The sequence below is a fragment of the Piscinibacterium candidicorallinum genome (genome assembly GCF_047549485.1).
Taxonomy (GTDB): domain Bacteria; phylum Pseudomonadota; class Gammaproteobacteria; order Burkholderiales; family Burkholderiaceae_C; genus Piscinibacterium; species Piscinibacterium candidicorallinum.
This window is the reverse complement of sequence record NZ_CP180191.1, coordinates 2,624,780-2,643,931: the sequence shown is the minus strand read 5'-3', so window position 1 is coordinate 2,643,931 and position 19,152 is coordinate 2,624,780. Positions and strand designations below refer to the sequence as shown.

Sequence of the window (19,152 nt, the reverse complement as noted above, 5' to 3'; positions counted from 1 at the left end):
CCACAAGCTGCGCTTATGGTTCCCTCCACGTCGCTCCGGCTGCCCCTTACTTCCACGTCAGCCATATGAGCATTACTCGAGCCTACTTCCATGAAGATGACTACTGTCAGATAGAAATTCTTCCGGCGCAGAACTGGGAGCATTGCGCCAATGAGCTTCGAAAAATTTCTGAGTTCTCCGAGCAACACAAAGCACCAGGTGGCGTGGGCTGGACCGCCATGTACATGCGAGGGGAAAGCCCGAAAACGTTATCTTCGCTGAAGATCGGCTTTGAATTGTTCTCATCCGCTCTTGCGCAGCATCTTCCAATGTTCGACCGAGTGGAAACTGGTTACAGTTCCCATGTCGAAGAATGCCCCGATACCAGAGCCTATGGATTTGAAGGAGCCTGTGTTGTGTTTATCGCTAGTGACGAAGAACAAAACACAGCAAATGTCTGGCTGACGATCAATGATCTGTCTGAGAGTCAGCAAAAAGACTTGATCGAAGCCTTTCGAAGCATCGAAAGGCTCGAAGAGTTATTGTTCGTTGATTGGGGCTGGGGAAGCCTCTTTTTCTTGCGCGATGAAGCCAGTTCCCAACATTACTTGCAAGAACGCACCGAGCGAATCAAGGCTTTCCAAAAAAAATGGTTGGAAGAAAGATCATCAAACAATGAGATGCCCAAAGCACCCTGGTGGCGCTTCTGGGGCTAACACTTTCGTCGAGAGGGACCGCCCACAAGCTGCGCTTGTGGGTGCCCTTCGCTGCTTCGCCGCTGCGGCGGCCCCTCACGTCAAACGTTAGGCCTCGGAGGAATACCCTTGCGTGTATCGAACCCGCCAGAGGTCGACACGCTTGAACTCGGTCTCAGCCCGTCACCCTTGAGAACCCTAGTCGACGTCGCATGATCCTTCCCAACCGCCCTTGGTTCGATGTCCTTCAGGACTGGGTGCCAGAACTCGCCAAGAAGCTGAATCGATCTGAGGATGCACTGCTTGCCCGCGGCCTTGGCGCGACCGACTTCTCTCCTGCGAAGTCAGTCGAGGTGAGATTCCCTGATGGAGCAACCCATCGGTACATGTTCGCGTTCGCGGTGGTGAGGCCGGCGGCAAATATGGCCGCGGTCTTCTCCGAGCACTCGGGATACCTGGAGTTCTCGCTTGTCGACGATGCAGTTGTTGCAGAGATTCACGAGCATCTCTATTGGCACAAGGAGCAGCAATGACAGTTGCAACTCGCGTCGCCAGCATGGGCCGCGCATTGCCAAGGCCTAACGCTTGCTTCGAGACGGGCGCTTTACAAGCTGCGCTTGCAAATACCCTCCGTCGCTTCGCGGCTCCGGCCACCCCTCACGTCAAACGTTAGGCGTCATGGTGGAACCCCTTACCGTCAACGAAGCTATAGAGAATCTCGCCACTCTGGCCGGCAGAGATGTCTCGATCATTGGGCTGTTCACGTTCCAGTTCGAAGACGTGTCGCTCAATCACTGGCCGAGAGGGGAACAACGTGCCGGCTATCAGTCCTCGATCTGGATCAGTACGGGCATGGGTAGCCTTCAGTTTGACGAACTTGCCTGTAAGCGTCTCAGTGGGAAACGGGTAGTAGTGCAGGGAACGCTGTATCAGCCAGACCCAAAGTTCGGGGGCTGTGGTCACTTCAGCTTGTGGCCAGCCGAAATCCTGGCGCGCACTCTGGAGGCGGCATGACGCCAAACAAATCGTTCGCGCGGACGCGTGATAGATAAAGGGCATGTTCAGGGTCGGCATGTTCAGGGTCAGGTCTTGCCTTTTGCCAGCGTGAAAACGGCTGAAAATGCTCTATTTTCCAGAACCGAAACCTGAATTTCCGCTTGTCTGATGCGCTTCTTCGGCGAAAATCGTGATCCGCACAATGCGTCCGAATTCAACCCATTCCGAACTGACCAAGCGGCGAACTCCACCCCCATTCGCCCGCTGACCCCGCTCCCCCCACCCCCGGCACGTGACGCTCCGCCCGAACCCCACCCCAAAGACACCCCATGAGCACCCTGAGCAAGAAAGCGAAGTGGATCTGGAGCGCAGCCCTCGCGCTGGTGGTGGTGGGCGGCTATCTGGCCTGGCCCTATGCGCGGTCTGCGTATGCCATGTATGTGTATGGCCCGCCGGGGCTCAAGCGCACGCCGGTGTCTGCGCCCACAGAAACCCTCCGCTACGGCAGCGAGCCCAAGCAGACGGCGGATTTGCGCGTGCCGGCCGGGCCGGGGCCGTTTCCTGTGGCGGTGCTGATCCATGGCGGCTGCTGGAACGCGGCGTTTGGCGCCAGCACAGACCTGGCGCCGCTGGCCGATGCGCTCACCCAGCGCGGCATTGCCTCGCTCAATATCCGCTACCGCGTGGTGGGCGACGCCGGCGGTGGCTGGCCGGGCACGCTGCGTGACGTGGGCGCCGCGGTGGACGCCGTGCGTGGCCTGGCCCAGCGCTACCCCATCGACCCCAACCGCCTGCTGGTGGCCGGCCACTCCGCCGGCGCGCATCTTGCGCTGTGGAGCGCCATGCGCGGCAAGCTGGCTGCAGGCAGCGAGATTGCCGTATCCAACCCGCTGCTGCCCAAGGCCGTGGTCGCCATCGACGGGCCCGGCGCCCTGGCCGAGTTCATCGGCGTGGATGCCGAGGAGTGCGGCAAGCCCGTGATCGTGCCCTTCATGGGCGGCACCCCGCAGCAGGTGCCCGCGCGCTACCGCGACGCCACCCCCCAGGACCACCTGCCGCTGGGCGTGAAGCAGTACTTCGTGCAAGGCGCGTTCTGGGACCTGATGCAGCCCTACATGGACCGCGCCAAGGCCGCCGGCGACCCCATCCAATCCATCCGCCCGGAGCGCGGCGGCCACTTCCGCATCCTGCACCCCAAGGAACCCCAGGGCCAGGCCACGCTCGCCCTCATGGTTGAGGCTGCGCAGGGGCTGGGGAAGTAGGGCGGCGCATCGGCTGGCGCCTGCTTGGGTAGCAGTGCCGCGGTGCTCGCGCACACCCAAGCCGCCAGATAGACTTGGGCGGCCTGCAGGGTTTGTGAACTCGTTGAGTACCGCCCGCGAGAACAGTGATTTGGTGCGGACTCGTGCCGTTGCTGGATCTGCAGGTTGCGACGGGCTTGGGTTGGACCGCAGGCGCCGGTTTGTGTCGCAGGTTTGCGGTCTATATCTAGTTAGGGCTCTAGGGTGAGTGACTCGATAGGCAACGCAATCGAAGCTGTGCGGCACCAGCTTGTTTTGCAAGCGGGGCAGTCTTATGGCTCACACTTGGGCGCCGCAGAGAGTCTGGTCGCTACCCATGGCGACTACTTCATATCGCTTGCGTATGCGGCGCTCTTCTTTCCGGTTCTAACAATTTCAAATGGCATACCGGTGGCCCGCTTTGCCATGTCAGACGGCGGCGTGCCGCTCGACTGCTTTCACGTTGACTTGTTGCATCACAACTCCGCAGCTGGCCGCTCCCCTGAGCTATGTGCTGCTCTAGGGCAGGTGCTGGCTGCGGCATGGACGTCTGCACTTAATAGGCAAGGCCTAGCGGGCAGGTTCATGTACGACTCATCAAATGGGTTCGATGTTGTATACGAGCCCTAACCATTCAATCAGCAGGGCGTGGAGCGGCAAGCCAGTCCACGCCCGCTGTTTAAAACGGTAGCCGCCATATGGGAATCACGATTCATTTCGAAGGCCGACTGAAGAGTCCTTTGGACTATGAGGCGGCCCTCTCTACCGCAGCAAGTTTCGCGGCAAGCCGTGGTTGGCCAACGGAGTACTTCAACTACGCCCATGCCAAGCTCAGTCGAGTGCGGAACGAGCAGGACTGGGACTACGAGGGACCAACGAAGGGAATCGAGTTGCAACCTCACCCCAGTAGTGAACCGATTCGTCTTGAGTTCGACGACGATCTATACCTTCAGGAGTACACAAAGACGCAGTTCGCGCCCCAGTCTGTCCACGAAGAGCTTGTCAATCTGCTCGATCAACTTCGCCCATACTTTGAAGAACTAACTGTCATTGACGAGGGCGAGTACTACGAGACTCGAGACTCGGCGCTTCTTGAGAAACATAGAGAAGCGTGTTTTGAACTGCTTGATGAGCACTTGGCGAGCGACCCAACTTTACGAGGGCCAGTTCGTCTGCCAAGCGGACGCATTGCAGACTTAATTCGCGATGACGCGTAACCGCTTGGTCAAAGCAACGCAGCGCGACAAATCCGAATCCGTTCATGGTCAGCGAGTCTGTTCAGGGTCAAGTCTGTACAGGGTCAGGTCTTACCTTTTGCCTCTTTCAGTGCGGCGCGCCGGTGCAAGTTGCCGTCCGCACCTTGCGGACGAATTCAACCTATTCCGCTATAGGCAAAAAGCAAGACCTGACCCCATTTCCCGAAACTCATTTCCCCATTCTGACCCCATTTCCCCGTTTCCCCCATTTCCCTCATGAATCCGCAAGTACACCGCATCTTCTCAGAGCTCGACAGTCACCTGTCGCCCTCCGATAAACAATGGATCGTAGAAACTACCGAGGAAAACTTCACAAGATTACATTACGGTCTCGGCTTGGTGATCCGCAACAAATTCATCTACGCGTCTGAAGGAAGCGTAGGGAATGAGTTGGGTTTGATCTTTGGCAATCCAGATGGCGTAAGTTCCTTGCTATCAAAACTGTACTGGTGGCATCTACTTAAGATTGAACCTACGAGAGAAATGTTGGATTTAGCCTTCGAACGACACTTGATTATTTGGTCGGAAGCCGACAAAGAAGCAGGCATGAGGCTGCTGGAAGAGCAACGGCCACTGAATGAAAGCGGCGTCTAACAATTCTTATATAGACTCCCCCAAAGCACAGCAAGATCTGATCGTTGAGTGCTGGCTGGGAGAGAAATCTGCCGTCGCGTATCCGGCATCTGAAGTGGGTTCGAGGCCGTCGCGTGCCGATGTGGAATCTACGAAGCTGGCAGGCCACATAAGCCGCATTTGAAGGTAGATCTTGCCGTTTGCCCTTTTTCAGCGTGTCCGAAATTGATCTTATTTTCTGCAGTGATACCTGATTTTTCGCATGCAGCGTGCGGAGCTGCGGCAAAAGGTGTAGGCCGTTTTGTTCGTCCGAATTCAACCTATTTTGTGGTGGGGAAAAGGCAAGTCCTGACCCTATTTCCCGGAATTCCCAGCTGTTTTAGGAACGATGAAATACGTTCGTGCTCTTTTGGTGGTGTTGGGTGTCGCATGGCTTGGCGTTGGAATCTATAGCCTAAACAGCGGGCCATGCAGCGATCGACGGATTGAAGATATTGCCTCCCCAGACGGAAAGTACAAAGCAACCAGAATTTCTAGGGTTTGCGGTGAGTACGAAGGGCTAACGACCAAAGTCGCGATCTACAGACTGACCGATCGCGGAGATGAATTCCTAGGTCATGTCTTGATCGCGGACCGGACTCCAGGCGTGACGCCAGTTCAAGAGGGATATGGAGGTGGCCCAGCTGTAGCAATCAGTTGGAGCACAGCCCATGAACTGAGTCTCGCCTATCACTCATCGGTGAAGATCTGGAAAGCGGCGTCTCGAGTTAGGGACGTAAAAGTGACGCACGAGTGGCGTAACGATATAAGCCGCCCTCAGACGAGACTTACGCCGTAGGGATCCGGCACGCGCAGCCCGGCCAGAATCTGGCGCTCCAGCTGCTCCATGGCCTCGGCTTGGTCGTCTTCGATGTGGTCGTGCCCCTGGGCGTGCAGGGTGCCGTGCACCACCATGTGGGCCAGATGCTGGCGCAGGGTTTTCTTCTGGGCCTTGGCTTCTGCAATGACCACGGGCAGGCAGATGACGATGTCGCCGCGCAGCAGGCCGTCTGGGCCGGTGCCGTATTCAAAGGTGAGCACGTTGGTGGCGTAGTCACGGCCGCGGTGGTCGCGGTTCAGGCTGCGGCCTTCGCGGCGGCCGACGAAGCGCAGGGTGAGTTCTGCGTCGGCCTGCAGGGCGCGCAACACCCAGCGGCGCAGGGCGCTGCGGGCGGGGAGCAGGGTGTCGTCAATGTCTGCGGCCTGCAGGGCCAGGCGCAGATTGAGTGGCTTCTGGGGCTTTGGCGGCTTCTGGCGCTCTTGGGGCGGCCGGGGCGTTTTGGGCTTTTGGCTCTTCTGGGGCTTGAGCGTGGCCCTGGCCTTGGCCTGGCCCGCGTTGGCGCGCGTGGCGCCGGCGGCCTTACTGCTTGCTCTCGTGCTCGGCATAGGCGTCCACGATGCGGGCGACCAGGGGGTGGCGCACGACGTCGCTGGAATTGAATTCAGTAAACGCAATACCGCGCACGCCCACCAGGATGCGCCGCGCGTCGATCAGGCCGCTCTTGCTGCCGCGCGGCAGGTCAATCTGGCTCACGTCGCCCGTGACCACGGCCTTGCTGCCGAAGCCGATGCGGGTGAGAAACATCTTCATCTGCTCGGGCGTGGTGTTCTGCGCCTCGTCCAGGATGATGAAGGCGTGGTTCAGGGTGCGGCCACGCATGTAGGCCAGGGGTGCGATCTCGATGATCTGCTTGTCGATGGCCTTCTGCGTGCGCTCCAGGCCGTAGAGGTCATAGAGCGCGTCGTACAGGGGGCGCAGGTAGGGGTCCACCTTCTGCGCCAAATCGCCGGGCAGAAAACCCAGGCGCTCGCCGGCTTCCACGGCCGGGCGGGTGAGCACGATGCGTTTGACCGCCTCGCGCTCCAGCGCGTCCACGGCGCAGGCCACGGCCAGGTAGGTCTTGCCGGTGCCGGCGGGGCCGATGCCGAAGCTGATGTCATGCCCCAGGATCTGCTGCAGGTACTGGCGCTGGTTGGGCGTGCGGCCGGTCAGGCCCGCGCGGCGCACGCGCAGCACGGTGCCCTCGGTGCCGTCGCCATCGATGCTGATGGGCTGGGCGGCGCCCATCTCGATCATTGCGAGCTGGATCTCTTCCACATCAATGGCGCGGTGCGCCACGCCGGCAAAGTGCTCCAGCACGCGCAGGGCGCGGCCGGTGGTGATGCCGGTGCCGCGCACGGTGAACTGCGCGCCCCGCCGCGCAATCGTCACGTCCAGCCCGGCTTCAATCTGCCTCAGGTTCTCGTCCATGGGCCCGCACAGGTGTGCGAGCTCGGCATTGGAGAGGCTGGCAGCGTCAAAGAGCTGGGTGACGGTACTCATGCGGGGCGGGGTTCCTTGCGTGCCTGCTCAGGCGCCGGTGCGCATCAGCGGTGCGCTCAGGGCCTCTTGCAGGGTGTTGGCACTTTCGGCCAGGTGGGCGCGGGCTTCGGGCGAGCGGTTGCCCTTGGCGGCAGCGGCCTTGAGCTGCGCCAGCAGGCTGCGGGCCTGTTCGCGCATCAGGGCCTTGGCATCGGCCGGCATGTTGGGCGCGGGGCGCACCAGCTGCTCGCTCAGTGCACGCACGTGCTCGCGCTGCAGGTTGCGACGGAACTGGCCAATGTCGGCACCGCTCGCCAGCTCAGACCACACTGCGCCACGCACGGTTTCGTACACCTCGGACAGGCGCATCGGGTTGCCGGTGTCACGCAGGGCGTTCTCCAGCAGGTTGGTGGCGGTGCGGTCGTTGAGCAGCTGGGCGAGCACGGCGCGCTGGGTGGTCAGCACTTCATTGGCCAGGCGGTACTCGGTGGTGAGCGGCTGGCCACCACCGGCGGCCGAGTCGCTGATCTCAAGGCGGTTGGCCGTGAGCTTCTGCACGAAGTCCGGCTTGAACTTGAACGCGTTGGTGGAGAGCACGTTGGTAGCCAGGGTCTGCAGGGCCTCGCGCTGCTTGGCGGCGGGCACGGGCGTGATGGGGTTGCGGTTGGTGCCCGCAAAGTCACGCACCACATTGGCGCCACCCACGTAGCGGGCGGTGATGCTTGATGCGCGGCGCATTTCCGTCATGCCGCGCTGTACCTGGCGGCGCAGGGTGGCAAAGCTCTGGCCCGGCTTGAGCTGGCGGCTCTGCGCGCGGCTCCAGAGGTCTTCCACGATGGCAAAGCGTTCCTTGGCAAAGGCCAGCGGATCGTCACCCAGATCGAACTGGTTCACCAGCGGGTCCATGCCCTCGAAGTTCTCTTCGTCGGACGAATAGGCCAGCTGCGGCTCGGCGCTGCGGCCGGCGATCTTGGCGAGTTCGGCGGCTTCCTGCTCCGGCGTGAAGGGCGTGTAGGCGTACTGGATGGCCCAGATGTCGTAGGCGCCCACCGTCTCCATGAAGTAGGGGCCTTGCGGCTTGCCGGCGCGGTTCAGGTTGAACGCGGGGTACTCCATGACTGAACCCGTGATGCCATTGGCCTTGACGAAGGCCGGGTCACGCAGCTTGGCCAGCGGGTGGATGGTGGAGGCGCGGAAGTTGTGGCGCATGCCCAGGGTGTGGCCCACCTCGTGCATCGCGGTTTCCTTGAGCCAGCCAAAGACAAACTGGTCGGCGCCCTTGTTGTCGAGGTCGATGTCACCACGGGACTCAAGCACATCCAGCGCAAAGCCCAGCTCGTGGGCCGAGGCGGCGCCGATGTCGCAATACGCCTGCTCGCCAGCTGCGGTGCCGGGGATCATGTTGGCGTTGCCGGCACCGGCCAGGGTGCCGGCGGCTTCGGTGGCAAACAGGCGCAGGTTGCGCACGGTGTTGGCGTCGAAGGCGATGTCGGCATCCAGAATCTCACCGGAGCGCGGGTCCACCTGCGAGGGGCCGATGGCGCCGTAGGCCGAGCGCGGCACGGTCTGCCAGCGGATGGACGCGCGGCGCACGTCGGCGGTGTCCCAGTCGGCATCGGCCGGCTGCATTTCCACACGCACGGCGTTCTTGAAGCCAGCCTTCTCGAAGGCCTTGTTCCACTCCAGCACGCCCTGGCGGATGGGCTCGCGGTACTGCTCGGGGATGTTGCGGTCCAGCCAGAAGGTGATGGGCTTGACGGGCTCGGAGATCGCGGCGTTGGGGTCTTTCTTCTCCAGGCGCCAGCGGTTCACCTGGTGCATGCGCGCCGTGGGCGACTTCTCGTTGTCGAAGTCCCAGACCGGGGTGGTGAAGAAGCCGACACGCGGGTCAGCGGCGCGGGCGCGCATGGGCTGGGCCGGCAGCGCCGAGAAGCTGTAGTAGTACGTGAAGAACAGGCTGCGCGGATCAGGCAGGGTGATCGGCACGGAGGGCACCGGCGCACCGGGGGGGAGCGGCGCGGCGCCCGGCATGGGCGGCTGCGGCGTGGCAATGCGTGCGGTGCCGTAGTGCGCCTTGACGCTGAAGGCCACGCGGTCGGCTTCGGACCAGGTCTTCTCGATGCTGCTGTTGCGCGCATCGATGGCGTAGTTCTGGCGGTAGTTGCGCTCCAGCACGCCACCCGTGTAGGGAATGTCCGTGAACAGCAGGGCGTTGGCTTCCACCAGGAAGGTCTTGCGCTCGGGGTGCGGGGCCGACAGCACCGGAATGCTGCCGATCAGGCTGTCGGAGAAGTTCTGCTCGACGCTCAGGGCGTTCGGCGTACCGGGCTTGGCCACGCCGGCCAGGTTCTGCGCGATCACCTGCAGGGTGTTGCCCACGCGGCGCAGTTCCACCACCTGGCTGCGGCCCACGCCCCAGCTGCCGCCCATCAGACCGCCCATGAGCTGCGGCTCGCCAATGCCGTTCATCACGTTCACGGCGAAGAACATGGGCTTGTTGAGCTGCTCGGGGCTGATCTCGATCAGCACGCGCTCATCCTTGGTCCACAGCGGCAGGAAGCCGTCCTTGCGCTTGGCGTCGCGGCTGACTTCCGCGAAGGGGCGCAGGGCGCCGGGGGCCGGCGCGCCGGCACCGGCGGGCGGCGTGGCGCCGGGTGCGGCCGCTGCAGGCGCACCGGCTGTCTGTGCAGCAGGCGCGGCACCGGGCGCACCGGGTGCTGCGGCGGGGCGCGGTGCCGCGGGGGCTGCTGCAGCCACCGGGGCCGCAGCCGGTGCAGCCACCGGGGCGGGCGCAGACTGCGGCGCCTCCACGGAGATGGCGCAGCCGCTCAGCGCGAGCGAGACAGCCAGGGTGATGGGAGCCAGAGGAAAGGAGGAACGCGGCGAGAGCATGGTGGCGGGGCCTGTCGGTGGTGGTGAGGCGGAACAGTCGCGGGTTGCGTCGCGCGCGGCGCCTGCGGGGTGCATCCGGGTGACGGGCTGCACCCGCCAGACTGATGCGCGGGAGCGCGAATCAAACCACAGCGCGGCGGTGTCGGCCACGGTCGTGGGCACCAGCGGCGGGTGGCGTGTCATGCGTTGTGGTGCAGTTCCGGCAATGCGTCGCCCGCCGGCCATGGCGCCTCCCACTCGGTGGTTGGGGGGGCGCAAGCCCTGGCGCCACGCCTTGCAGGTGCCTGCGGCAATACACTGCGCGCCGTTGCATTCATACCGAGATTCAGCTGTGTCCGATCGTCTTGCCGTCCTGCCCCAGTACCTCATGCCCAAGGGCCTCATGACCCGCGCGGCCGGGGCGGCGGCCCGCTCCCAGGGCGGCGCGCGCACGCAGTCGGTCATCAAGTGGTTCATCCGCCGCTATGGCGTGAACATGGCCGAGGCCGCCGAGCCCAACCCCGCGGCCTACGCCAGCTTCAACGACTTCTTCACCCGCGCGCTCAAGCCGGGCGCCCGCCCGCTGGCCGATGCGCCCTTCATCTGCCCGGTGGACGGCGCCATCAGCCAGTTCGGGGCGATTGAGCGCGACCAGATCTTCCAGGCCAAGGGTCACCACTACAGCACCGCCGCGCTGGTGGGCGGTGACGAGCTGCTGGCCGGGCAGTTCAGAGACGGCAGCTTTGCCTGCCTGTACCTGAGCCCCAAGGACTATCACCGCATCCACATGCCCTGCGCCGGGCGGCTGACGCGCATGATCCACGTGCCCGGCGAGCTGTTCTCGGTGAACCCCACCACGGCACGCGGCGTGCCGGGCCTGTTTGCACGCAACGAGCGCGTGGTCTGCGTGTTCGAGACGCCCAGGGGCCCGTTTGTGCTGGTGCTGGTGGGCGCCACCATCGTGGGCAGCATGGCCACGGTGTGGCACGGCGTGGTGAACCCGCCGCGGCCGGGCGCCGTGCGCGACTGGCGCTACGACAAGCAGCCCATCGAACTTGCGCAGGGCGCGGAGATGGGCCGCTTCCTGCTCGGCTCCACGGTGGTGATGCTCTTCCCCAAGGGCTGGATGCAGTTCAACCCGGCCTGGGCGCCGGGTGGGGCGATCCGCATGGGGGAGATGATGGGCACGGCCGCCTGAGCGCTAGCCGGCCCGGCTGCGCTGTCCGGCCTACGTGCGCTGCCCGGCGCGCGTGATGGCAAACACCACTTCATCTTCCAGCTCGCCGTGCATGTCGCGTGTGTAGGCGTGCAGGATGCCCTCGCGCTGCATGCCCAGGCGCTGCGCCATGCGGTGCGAGGCATGGTTGCGTGAGTCGCAGAAGGCCTCGATGCGCGCCACACCCTGGGCAAAGGCCCAATCCACGGCCCAGCGGCAGGCTTCAGTCAGCAGGCCTTGGCCCGCGCTGTCGGGCAGGGCCCAGTAGCCGAGCTGGCAGCGCGGTACATCCAGGTCCCAGCTGTGCAGGTCGATGCCGCCCAGAAAGGCGCCGGTCTCCAGTGACCACAGGTGCCAGATCTGGAAGCGGCCCTGCTCAAATGCGTCGCGCGCTTCCAGCGTGCGCTCCAGCACGCGCGCCTCGTTGAGCGGCTGTTCGGTCCACCAGACCCAGGGGTTCAGGAAGGGCAGGGCGGCGTTGATGGCCTGCGTGCGCAGCGCCGCCGTGTCGGGCTCCGGCCAGCGCAGGCACAAACGAGAAAGCCGCACCTCGGTGGGTGCGGCTTTCAGGCGTTCAAGCAGTGGCTCGGGCGTGAGGCTCACTCGGCCGCGGCCAGCACCGCATCGACCGTCACCAGCTCGCCGCGCAGGGAGTTGGGGTAGGCCTGGGTGATGCGCATGTCCACCATCTGGCCGATCAGCCTGGGCTGGCCGGCAAAGTTGACGATGCGGTTGTTCTCGGTGCGGCCCATCAGCTCGCTGGCGTCCTTGCGCGAGGGCCCTTCGACCAGCACCTTCTGCACTGTGCCCACCATGCGGCTGCTGATCTCGCTGCCGTGCTTGGTGAGGACGTCTTGCAGGCGCTGCAGACGCTCGAGCTTCACGCCTTGGGGCGTGTCATCCGTCAGGTCGGCCGCGGGGGTGCCGGGGCGGCGGCTGTAGATGAAGGAGAAGCTCTGGTCGAAGTAGCAGTCTTCGACCAGCTTCAGGGTCTTGGCGAAGTCGTCCTCGGTCTCGCCGGGGAAGCCGACGATGAAATCGCTGGAGATGCAGATGTCCGGGCGCACGGCGCGCAAGCGGCGGATGATGCTCTTGTATTCCAGCGTGGTGTAGCCGCGCTTCATGGCGGCCAGCACGCGGTCGCTGCCGCTTTGCACGGGCAGGTGCAGGAAATTGACCAGCTTGGGGTACTCGGCATAGACGTCGATCAGACGCTGCGTCATTTCCTTGGGGTGGCTGGTGGTGTAGCGGATGCGCTGGATGCCCGGGATCTCGTGCACGTACTCCAGCAGCAGCGCGAAGTCGGCGTAGTCCTCGCTCTTGCCCATCTGGCCGCGGTAGGCGTTCACGTTCTGGCCCAGCAGGGTCACTTCCTTGACGCCCTGGTCGGCCAGATCGGCGATCTCGGTGAGCACGTCCTCAAAGGGCCGGCTGACCTCGGTGCCACGGGTGTAGGGCACCACGCAGAAGCTGCAGTACTTGCTGCAGCCTTCCATGATGCTCACAAACGCCGTAGGGCCGTCCACGCGGGCCGGCGGCATGTTGTCGAACTTCTCGATCTCGGGGAAGGAGATGTCCACCTGCGAGCGGCCGGTTGAGCGCTTGGCCTCAATGAGTTCGGGCAGGCGGTGCAGGGTCTGCGGGCCGAAGACCACGTCCACATAGGGCGCACGGCTGACGATGTGCGCGCCTTCCTGGCTGGCCACGCAGCCGCCCACACCGATGATCAGGTTGGGGTTCTGCTGCTTGAGGTGCTTGACGCGCCCCAGATCGCTGAAGACCTTCTCCTGCGCCTTCTCGCGCACCGAGCAGGTGTTGAAGAGGATGACATCGGCGTCATCGGGCGTCTGGGTGAGGGTGAGCCCCTCGCTTTGCCGCAGTACGTCGGCCATCTTGTCCGAGTCGTACTCGTTCATCTGGCACCCGAAGGTGCGGATGTACAGCTTCTTGCCTTGACTGTGACTCACAGATACTTCCTTGCCGGGGGCCGGTTTAGAGCCGGTGCGGTTACGGGGGCTTCGTAAACCTACTGCGCGGGCCAATCTGCGCACTGCGGTGCTCGTCGTACTACTCGTACTGCCTGCGCTCCTCGCGCACAGCTTGACCCGCTCGCTACGGTTTCCGAAGCCCCCGGATCCAACCTGCGGGGGAAACCGTCGCGCGAAAACTCGAAGGCTCAGGGATTGCGGGCCTTCTCCGCGTCGGTGAGGATCCAGATGGTGCGGACCTCGCCGTTGGGGTTCAACGCATAGCGCACCACCGCGCCCACGGGCAGGTTGGCGTGCAGCACGATCAGGTTGTTGGTCCCGAAGATCTTTGCGCCGGCCGCCATCTTGAAGGGCTTGCCGTTGAGCAGCACGGTCGGGAACACGCCCTGGCCGATCACCGCCTTGGGCGCCACCTTCGGGTCGGCCGGGATCGGCACGGTACGAAAGGTGGTCTGCGTCTGTGCCAGGGCAGTGCCTGCCAGGGGCAGCAGCGCCAGGGCGAACAGTGCGGGTCTGATAAGTTTGCGCATCACGAGATTTTAGGGGCAAGGCCGCACTGTCTGCTCGCGCGGCCGGTACGGCACAACCCCGCCCCGCCGCCCGCTGTTCACGATGGTCGTCCCCCGCCGCCTGCGCAACCTGCCCGAACCGCCCGCCAGCCCCGCGCCGCAGACCTGCGCGCTCTGCGGCCGGCCGGTCGTGCCCGGCCCCTCGGCCGATGAGCATCACCTCGTGCCGCGCAGCCAGGGCGGCAAGGACAAAACGCTGATTCACCGGATCTGCCACCGCAAGATCCACTCCGTGTTCTCAGAGCGCGAGCTGGCCGAGCGCTTCAACACCTGGGAGGCGCTACGCGCGCACCCGGAGATCGCCAGTTTCATCCGCTGGGTGGCCGGCAAGCCGCCCACCTTCTACGACAACTCGCGCCGCATGAAGCGTGAGCGGCTGGCGGATTGAACGCAGCGTTTCGCAGGGCACTGCCCGGCGCCGGGTGAAGAGCCGGGGCATGCAGGCTCTGGCCCCGTTGCGGTCTGATGCATGCATTCCGCTTGTCCCATGCGGTTCTTCAAGGCATGTACCTGAAGAGCCGCTGCTGATAAGCGTCTTCAGGCGAATGCCTTGAAGAACCGCGCCAGACATGCGGAAAGCCGGGGGTGCCTTGTGAAAACACGCACCCGGCCCGCCCACCCGACGTCAGGTGCCGATGATCCCGCCGTCGTTCTTGCGGATCACGATGGTCGCGCTGCGCGGGCGGGCGCCATCGGGCCAGGTGGACACGGCCGTGGGGCGGTCGGGGTCGCTGCGTTCGCTGCCGGGTTCACCGGGGTGCTGGATGTTCACGAACATCGTGCGCAGGTCCGGCGTGGTGATGACGCCGGTGATCTCGCAGCCGTTCGGGCCGGTGAGGAAGCGGCGGATCTCGCCAGTGCTCGGGTCGGCGGCCAGCATCATGTTGTTGCCGATGCGCGCGTAGTCGCCGCGGTTCAGGGTGCTGGTGGATACGTCAGTCTGGATCCACACGATGCTGCGCGAATCCACCCAGATGCCATCCGGGCTGCCGAACACGTCGCCACGGATGGTGCCCTGCTTGTTGGCGGCGGTATTGGCCGGGTCGCCGGCCAGCACGAAGTGGTCCCAGGCAAAGCGGGTGGCTGCGGTGTCGCCATCTTCCTTCCAGCGGATGATGGCGCCGAAGGTGTTGTCGGCGCGCGGGTTGGCGGCGTCCACACCGGGGCGGTTCTCGCGGCCGCGCTCGCTGTTGTTGGTGAGCGTGCAATAGACCTCAGCGGTGTTCGGGTCCACGGCAATCCACTCGGGGCGGTCCATCTTGGTGGCGCCCACGAGGTCGCTCGCCTGCCGGGCCTTGATGACCACGTCGCCCTGGGTGGCAAAGCCGGCGGCAGCCGTGAGCGGGCCACGGCCGGCGGCCAGTTCGATCCACTCGCCGCGGCCGCCGGCGTCAAAGCGCGCCACGTAGAGCGTGCCGTGGTCCAGCAGGTCGCGGTTGGCGGCGGCGCCACCGGGGCGGATGCGGTCGCGGCTGACGAACTTGTAGATGTATTCAAAGCGGGCGTCCTCGCCCATGTAGACCACGGCGCGGCCGTCCTTGCTGGTGGTGACGGTGGCGCCTTCATGCGCGGCGCGGCCCAGGGCGGTGCGCTTGATGGGCGTGCTGGTCGGGTCCATGGGGTCGATCTCGACCACCCAGCCGAAGCGGTTGAACTCGTTGGGGTGGCGCGTCATGTCGAAGCGCTCGTCGAACTCGGCCCAGCGGTAGGGCGTTTCCTTGCGGGCGCCCCAGCGGCGGGCGTGGGCGTCCGGGTTGTCGCCGGTGGCGAAGTAGTTGATGAAGTTCTCTTCGCAGGTGAGGTAGGTGCCCCAGGGCGTGAAGCCATGGGCGCAGTTGTTCATGGTGCCCAGCACCCGCGTGCCCTCGGGGTCGGCGGCGGTGCGCATCATGGCGTGGCCGGCGGCCGGCCCGGCGATGCGCATAGGCGTGGTGGCGGTGATGCGGCGGGCATAGCGGCTGGGCCGCACCACCTGCCAGCCCTGCGCGGTCTGCGCCACCTCGATCACGGATACGCCGTGCGCCGCCTGGCTCTTGGCCACCTTCTCGGCGCTCCAGGTGCGCATGCCGTCGGTGTGCAGCAGGCCGTCGTCCACGTACTCATGGTTCATGGCGAGCAGGCCGCGCTTGCTGCCATCCAAGGGAAAGAAGTGGATGCCGTCGTGGTGCATGCCGGCCTGGGCGGCCTGCTCGGCGGCGGTGTTGCTGGCGTCCGGCTTGTAGGTAGGCAGGTTGCCGGCGATGCCCACTGCGTCGCCCCAGCGGTAGAGCACCTCGGCCGTGTAGCCCATGGGCACGTTCACGGTGTCGGTGGTGGCGACGGACACGCCCACAAAGCCCAGCTTGCCGCTGTAGCGCATCGGGGCAGCAGGAGCGGTCTGCGCCAGGCTGGCCAGCGGGGCGAACAGGCCGCTGACCGCCGCCGCCAGACCGCCCTGCAGCACGCGGCGGCGTGCCGGGTCCGACAGGCTGTGGATGCTGGGGTTGGACGAGCGGTTGCTGTCTTCCATCAAGGAAAAGTCTTTGGCCATGGCAGCGTTCCGGAGGGTGTATGAAAGAGCAGCACCGTAGGAGGGGTGCGTGACGTGTCTGTGACAGTGCACCATGACAGCCTGCCGCAGCCCGGCCCCGACTTGTTGTGCCCACCGCGCCTCAATAAACTCTGGCGCTTCAATAGCCGGGGTCAATCGACACAATCCTTTGCCCCCGCCCTGCGCCAACCCGGCTTCGCTTCACGCCAACAAGGACCGCCATGCCCAAGACCATCATCTCCAGCACCGACGCACCCGCCGCCGTCGGCCCCTACAGCCAGGGCGTGCGCGCCGGCAACCTTGTGTTCCTGTCGGGTCAGGTCGGTCTGATTCCCGGCACCAAGAATCTGGCCGAAGGCTTTGAGGGCCAGGTGCGCCAGGCCTTTGCCAACATGCTGGCGCTGGTCAAGGCCGCGGGCGCCGAGCCCACGCAACTGGTCAAGCTCACGCTGTTCGTCACGGACATCAGCAAGTTCGGCATCGTCAACCAGATCATGGGCGAGCTGATTCCGCAGCCGTATCCGGCGCGCTCCACCGTGGGCGTGGCCACGCTGCCGTTGGGCGCGGAGTTCGAGGTCGAAGCGATCATCACCCTGGACTGAGCGCCGGCCTGAAGCGCATTCAGTGACCGCCACGATGGCCACCGCCCCCCGCAAGCGCGCTGCCGGCCGTGGCACGCGCGAGCAGCCTGCGGGTGACGCGGCTGCGCCGGCGGCGCGCAAGACGCCAGCCAAAAAGGCAGCCGGCAAGGCAGCAGAGAAGGCTGCGGGCCAGACCGCAGCTGAAGCCGCACCCAAGGCGCCACCCGCCAACAGCGCGGCCGGCAAGCTGGCCAAGCTCGGCCTGCGCCGGCCCGAGGACTTTCTGCTGCACCTGCCGCTGCGCTTCGAGGACGAAACCACCGTCACGCCGATCGCGGACCTGGCACCCGGCGAGCATCAGCAGGTGGAAGGCGTCATCACCGACAGCGAGGTCAAGTACAAGCCGCGCCGGCAGCTGGTGCTGGCCCTGCGCGACGATGCCGGCGACAGCATCGGCCTGCGCTTTCTCAACTTCTACGGCAGCCAGGTGCAGGCCTGGGGCATCGGCACGCGCATCCGCGCCCGCGGCGAGGTGCGCGGCGGCTTCTGGGGCTGCGAGATGGTGCACCCCGGCATGAAGCGCGTGGGTGAAGACGCCGCGCTGCCCACCACGCTCACTCCCGTGTATCCAACCAGCGCCGGCGTGCCGCAGGGCCTGATCCGCAAGGGTGTGGACCGCGCGCTCATGCACTACGCAGACAGCGGCCAGCCGGACTACCTGCCGGATGCATGGCGCGAGCGCCTGAAGCTGCCGACCCTGGCCGCGAGCCTGCGCCTGCTGCATCACCCCTCGGCCGAGGTCAGTGCCGGCAGCCTGGAGGGCCGCACCCACCCGGCCTGGCAGCGCATCAAGTTTGACGAGCTGCTGGCCCAGCAGCTCAGCCTGAAGCGCGCGGTGGCGGCGCGGCGCATCAAGAATGCGCCGCGGCTGATCGATCTTGCAGGCAGAGAATCGCTCACCGCCCAGCTCATCGCCCGCCTGCCCTTCAAGCTCACGGGCGCTCAGGCCCGGGTGTGGCGCGAGATTGCGGCGGATCTGGCGCAGCCCTATCCCATGCACCGCCTGCTGCAGGGCGATGTGGGCAGCGGCAAGACCATCGTGGCGGCGCTGGCCTGCCTGCACGCCATCGACAACGGCTTTCAGGCCGCGCTCATGTCGCCCACCGAGATCCTGGCCGAGCAGCATTTCCGCAAGATTGCCGATCTCATCGAGCCCCTGGGTGTGCCCGTGGCCTGGCTGACCGGCTCCTTGAAGACCAGGGCCAAGCGCGAGGCCCAGGCCGCCGTGGCCAGCGGCGCCGCGCGCCTGGTGATCGGCACGCACGCACTGATTCAGGAGAAGGTGGAGTTCGAGCGCCTGGGGCTGGCGGTGATTGATGAGCAGCACCGCTTTGGTGTGGGTCAGCGCCTGGAGCTGCGCACCAAGAGCGCGCAGGCCACCGGCATGGAGCCGCACATCCTGGCCATGAGCGCCACGCCGATCCCGCGCACCCTGGCCATGACCTACTACGCCGACCTCGATGTCTCGGTGATCGACGAGATGCCGCCGGGCCGCACGCCCATCGTGACCAAGGTGTTTGCGATGGAGAAGAAGGACGAGGTCATTGAGCGCGTGCGCCAGTGGGCCAGCTCGGGGCAGGTGTACTGGGTCGTGCCGCTGGTCGAAGAAAGCGAGATGCTCGAGCTGCAGAACGCGCTCGACGCGCACGCGCAGCTGTCCGAGGAACTCGCGCCCATTCCGGTGGGCCTGGTGCACGGGCGGCTCACGCCGGCCGAGAAGCAGGCCGTGATGGATGAGTTCGTCGCCGGGCGCCTGCGCGTGCTGGTGGCCACCACCGTGATCGAGGTGGGCGTGGACGTGCCCGCAGCCTCGCTCATGGTGATTGAACACGCCGAGCGCTTTGGCCTGGCCCAGCTGCACCAGCTGCGCGGCCGGGTGGGGCGCGGCGCGGCGGAGTCGGCCTGTGTGCTGCTGTATGCCAGCCCGCTGTCACCCACGGCCAAGGAGCGCCTGAAGGTGATGCGCGAGACCACCGACGGCTTCGAGATCGCCCGGCGCGACCTGCAGCTGCGCGGCCCCGGCGAATTCCTCGGCAGCCGCCAGAGTGGCCTGGCCCTGCTGCGCTTTGCCGATCTGGAAGAAGACCAGGCCTGGGTGGCCGCCGCGCAGGACTGCGCCACCGATCTGCTTGCCCATGACCCCCACGCCGTGCAGGAGTGCCTGCGCTGGTGGATGGGTGGGCGTGAACACTATCTCAAGGCTTGAGAGGAAAGCGC

General features: G+C 65.1%; 17 protein-coding genes. 9 read left to right on the top strand and 8 right to left on the bottom strand.

The window, feature by feature from the left end:
* The first annotated feature begins 65 nt into the window (after positions 1 to 65).
* Complete coding sequence (locus ACMDW7_RS11970; protein ID WP_377300524.1) at positions 66 to 695, top strand: hypothetical protein; 630 nt, start codon at positions 66 to 68, stop codon at positions 693 to 695.
* Positions 696 to 886: 191 nt separating this feature from the next.
* On the top strand, positions 887 to 1,207 hold the full coding sequence (locus tag ACMDW7_RS11965) for a hypothetical protein (protein ID WP_377300525.1): 321 nt from the start codon (positions 887 to 889) through the stop codon (positions 1,205 to 1,207).
* Positions 1,208 to 1,343: 136 nt separating this feature from the next.
* Here ACMDW7_RS11965 and ACMDW7_RS11960 read toward each other — a convergent pair whose 3' ends face one another.
* The gene (locus tag ACMDW7_RS11960) at positions 1,344 to 1,748 is read right to left on the bottom strand and encodes a hypothetical protein (RefSeq protein WP_377300526.1); all 405 of its coding nucleotides are present in this window, start codon (positions 1,746 to 1,748) and stop codon (positions 1,344 to 1,346) included.
* Between the two features lie 251 nt (positions 1,749 to 1,999).
* Here ACMDW7_RS11960 and ACMDW7_RS11955 point away from each other — a divergent pair, with 251 nt between their 5' ends.
* The 3 genes from ACMDW7_RS11955 (at position 2,000) to ACMDW7_RS11945 (ending at position 4,800) form a co-directional block, all read left to right on the top strand.
* Positions 2,000 to 2,932 carry an alpha/beta hydrolase family protein gene (locus ACMDW7_RS11955; protein ID WP_377300527.1) on the top strand — a complete coding sequence of 311 codons (933 nt, stop codon included), beginning with the start codon at positions 2,000 to 2,002 and terminating at the stop codon, positions 2,930 to 2,932.
* A gap of 716 nt (positions 2,933 to 3,648) precedes the next feature.
* On the top strand, positions 3,649 to 4,167 hold the full coding sequence (locus tag ACMDW7_RS11950) for a hypothetical protein (protein ID WP_377300528.1): 519 nt from the start codon (positions 3,649 to 3,651) through the stop codon (positions 4,165 to 4,167).
* 255 nt (positions 4,168 to 4,422) lie between these two features.
* Positions 4,423 to 4,800 carry a DUF6794 domain-containing protein gene (locus tag ACMDW7_RS11945; protein WP_377300529.1) on the top strand — a complete coding sequence of 126 codons (378 nt, stop codon included), beginning with the start codon at positions 4,423 to 4,425 and terminating at the stop codon, positions 4,798 to 4,800.
* A gap of 795 nt (positions 4,801 to 5,595) precedes the next feature.
* Here ACMDW7_RS11945 and ybeY read toward each other — a convergent pair.
* The 3 genes from ybeY to ACMDW7_RS11930 all read right to left on the bottom strand — a co-directional run bounded on the left by ybeY (position 5,596) and on the right by ACMDW7_RS11930 (position 10,195).
* Positions 5,596 to 6,039, bottom strand: coding sequence for an rRNA maturation RNase YbeY (gene ybeY, locus ACMDW7_RS11940; RefSeq protein WP_377302485.1), 444 nt, complete (start codon positions 6,037 to 6,039; stop codon positions 5,596 to 5,598).
* A gap of 139 nt (positions 6,040 to 6,178) precedes the next feature.
* Positions 6,179 to 7,141 carry a PhoH family protein gene (locus ACMDW7_RS11935; protein WP_377300530.1) on the bottom strand — a complete coding sequence of 321 codons (963 nt, stop codon included), beginning with the start codon at positions 7,139 to 7,141 and terminating at the stop codon, positions 6,179 to 6,181.
* Positions 7,142 to 7,168: 27 nt separating this feature from the next.
* Positions 7,169 to 10,195 carry a zinc-dependent metalloprotease gene (locus tag ACMDW7_RS11930; RefSeq protein ID WP_377300531.1) on the bottom strand — a complete coding sequence of 1,009 codons (3,027 nt, stop codon included), beginning with the start codon at positions 10,193 to 10,195 and terminating at the stop codon, positions 7,169 to 7,171.
* Between the two features lie 148 nt (positions 10,196 to 10,343).
* Here ACMDW7_RS11930 and asd point away from each other — a divergent pair, with 148 nt between their 5' ends.
* Complete coding sequence (gene asd / locus ACMDW7_RS11925; RefSeq protein ID WP_377300532.1) at positions 10,344 to 11,189, top strand: archaetidylserine decarboxylase; 846 nt, start codon at positions 10,344 to 10,346, stop codon at positions 11,187 to 11,189.
* A gap of 30 nt (positions 11,190 to 11,219) precedes the next feature.
* Here asd and ACMDW7_RS11920 read toward each other — a convergent pair whose 3' ends face one another.
* From ACMDW7_RS11920 to ACMDW7_RS11910, 3 genes are all read right to left on the bottom strand, one after another.
* Positions 11,220 to 11,810, bottom strand: coding sequence for a GNAT family N-acetyltransferase (locus ACMDW7_RS11920; RefSeq protein ID WP_377300533.1), 591 nt, complete (start codon positions 11,808 to 11,810; stop codon positions 11,220 to 11,222).
* Positions 11,807 to 13,174: a tRNA (N6-isopentenyl adenosine(37)-C2)-methylthiotransferase MiaB gene (gene miaB, locus ACMDW7_RS11915; RefSeq protein WP_377300534.1), complete on the bottom strand. Its 1,368-nt coding sequence runs from the start codon at positions 13,172 to 13,174 to the stop codon at positions 11,807 to 11,809. The genes ACMDW7_RS11920 and miaB overlap by 4 nt, the downstream gene beginning before the upstream one ends.
* Positions 13,175 to 13,383: 209 nt before the next feature.
* A complete protein-coding gene (locus ACMDW7_RS11910; RefSeq protein WP_377300535.1) occupies positions 13,384 to 13,725 on the bottom strand; it encodes a hypothetical protein in 342 nt (113 codons plus the stop codon).
* Positions 13,726 to 13,807: 82 nt separating this feature from the next.
* Here ACMDW7_RS11910 and ACMDW7_RS11905 point away from each other — a divergent pair, with 82 nt between their 5' ends.
* Complete coding sequence (locus tag ACMDW7_RS11905) at positions 13,808 to 14,152, top strand: HNH endonuclease signature motif containing protein (RefSeq protein WP_377300536.1); 345 nt, start codon at positions 13,808 to 13,810, stop codon at positions 14,150 to 14,152.
* A 237-nt stretch (positions 14,153 to 14,389) separates the two neighbouring features.
* Here the strand turns inward: ACMDW7_RS11905 and ACMDW7_RS11900 are convergent, their stop codons facing one another.
* The gene (locus ACMDW7_RS11900; protein WP_377300537.1) at positions 14,390 to 16,294 is read right to left on the bottom strand and encodes a PhoX family protein; all 1,905 of its coding nucleotides are present in this window, start codon (positions 16,292 to 16,294) and stop codon (positions 14,390 to 14,392) included.
* Between the two features lie 221 nt (positions 16,295 to 16,515).
* Here ACMDW7_RS11900 and ACMDW7_RS11895 point away from each other — a divergent pair, with 221 nt between their 5' ends.
* Together ACMDW7_RS11895 and recG are read left to right on the top strand one after the other, a co-directional pair.
* Complete coding sequence (locus ACMDW7_RS11895; RefSeq protein ID WP_377300538.1) at positions 16,516 to 16,896, top strand: RidA family protein; 381 nt, start codon at positions 16,516 to 16,518, stop codon at positions 16,894 to 16,896.
* Between the two features lie 34 nt (positions 16,897 to 16,930).
* A complete protein-coding gene (recG, locus tag ACMDW7_RS11890) occupies positions 16,931 to 19,141 on the top strand; it encodes an ATP-dependent DNA helicase RecG (protein ID WP_377300539.1) in 2,211 nt (736 codons plus the stop codon).
* The last annotated feature ends 11 nt before the right edge of the window (positions 19,142 to 19,152 follow it).

What these genes read in the sequence shown, in the direction of transcription:
- ACMDW7_RS11970 (WP_377300524.1), top strand. Translation starts at nt 66, where the DNA reads ATGAGCATTACTCGAGCCTACTTCCATGAAGATGACTACTGTCAGATA.
- ACMDW7_RS11965 (WP_377300525.1), top strand. Translation starts at nt 887, where the DNA reads ATGATCCTTCCCAACCGCCCTTGGTTCGATGTCCTTCAGGACTGGGTG.
- ACMDW7_RS11960 (WP_377300526.1), bottom strand. Translation starts at nt 1,748, where the DNA reads ATGCCGACCCTGAACATGCCCTTTATCTATCACGCGTCCGCGCGAACG.
- ACMDW7_RS11955 (WP_377300527.1), top strand. Translation starts at nt 2,000, where the DNA reads ATGAGCACCCTGAGCAAGAAAGCGAAGTGGATCTGGAGCGCAGCCCTC.
- ACMDW7_RS11950 (WP_377300528.1), top strand. Translation starts at nt 3,649, where the DNA reads ATGGGAATCACGATTCATTTCGAAGGCCGACTGAAGAGTCCTTTGGAC.
- ACMDW7_RS11945 (WP_377300529.1), top strand. Translation starts at nt 4,423, where the DNA reads ATGAATCCGCAAGTACACCGCATCTTCTCAGAGCTCGACAGTCACCTG.
- ACMDW7_RS11935 (WP_377300530.1), bottom strand. Translation starts at nt 7,141, where the DNA reads ATGAGTACCGTCACCCAGCTCTTTGACGCTGCCAGCCTCTCCAATGCC.
- ACMDW7_RS11930 (WP_377300531.1), bottom strand. Translation starts at nt 10,195, where the DNA reads ATGACACGCCACCCGCCGCTGGTGCCCACGACCGTGGCCGACACCGCC.
- ACMDW7_RS11910 (WP_377300535.1), bottom strand. Translation starts at nt 13,725, where the DNA reads ATGCGCAAACTTATCAGACCCGCACTGTTCGCCCTGGCGCTGCTGCCC.
- ACMDW7_RS11905 (WP_377300536.1), top strand. Translation starts at nt 13,808, where the DNA reads ATGGTCGTCCCCCGCCGCCTGCGCAACCTGCCCGAACCGCCCGCCAGC.
- ACMDW7_RS11900 (WP_377300537.1), bottom strand. Translation starts at nt 16,294, where the DNA reads ATGGCCAAAGACTTTTCCTTGATGGAAGACAGCAACCGCTCGTCCAAC.
- ACMDW7_RS11895 (WP_377300538.1), top strand. Translation starts at nt 16,516, where the DNA reads ATGCCCAAGACCATCATCTCCAGCACCGACGCACCCGCCGCCGTCGGC.
- recG (WP_377300539.1), top strand. Translation starts at nt 16,931, where the DNA reads ATGGCCACCGCCCCCCGCAAGCGCGCTGCCGGCCGTGGCACGCGCGAG.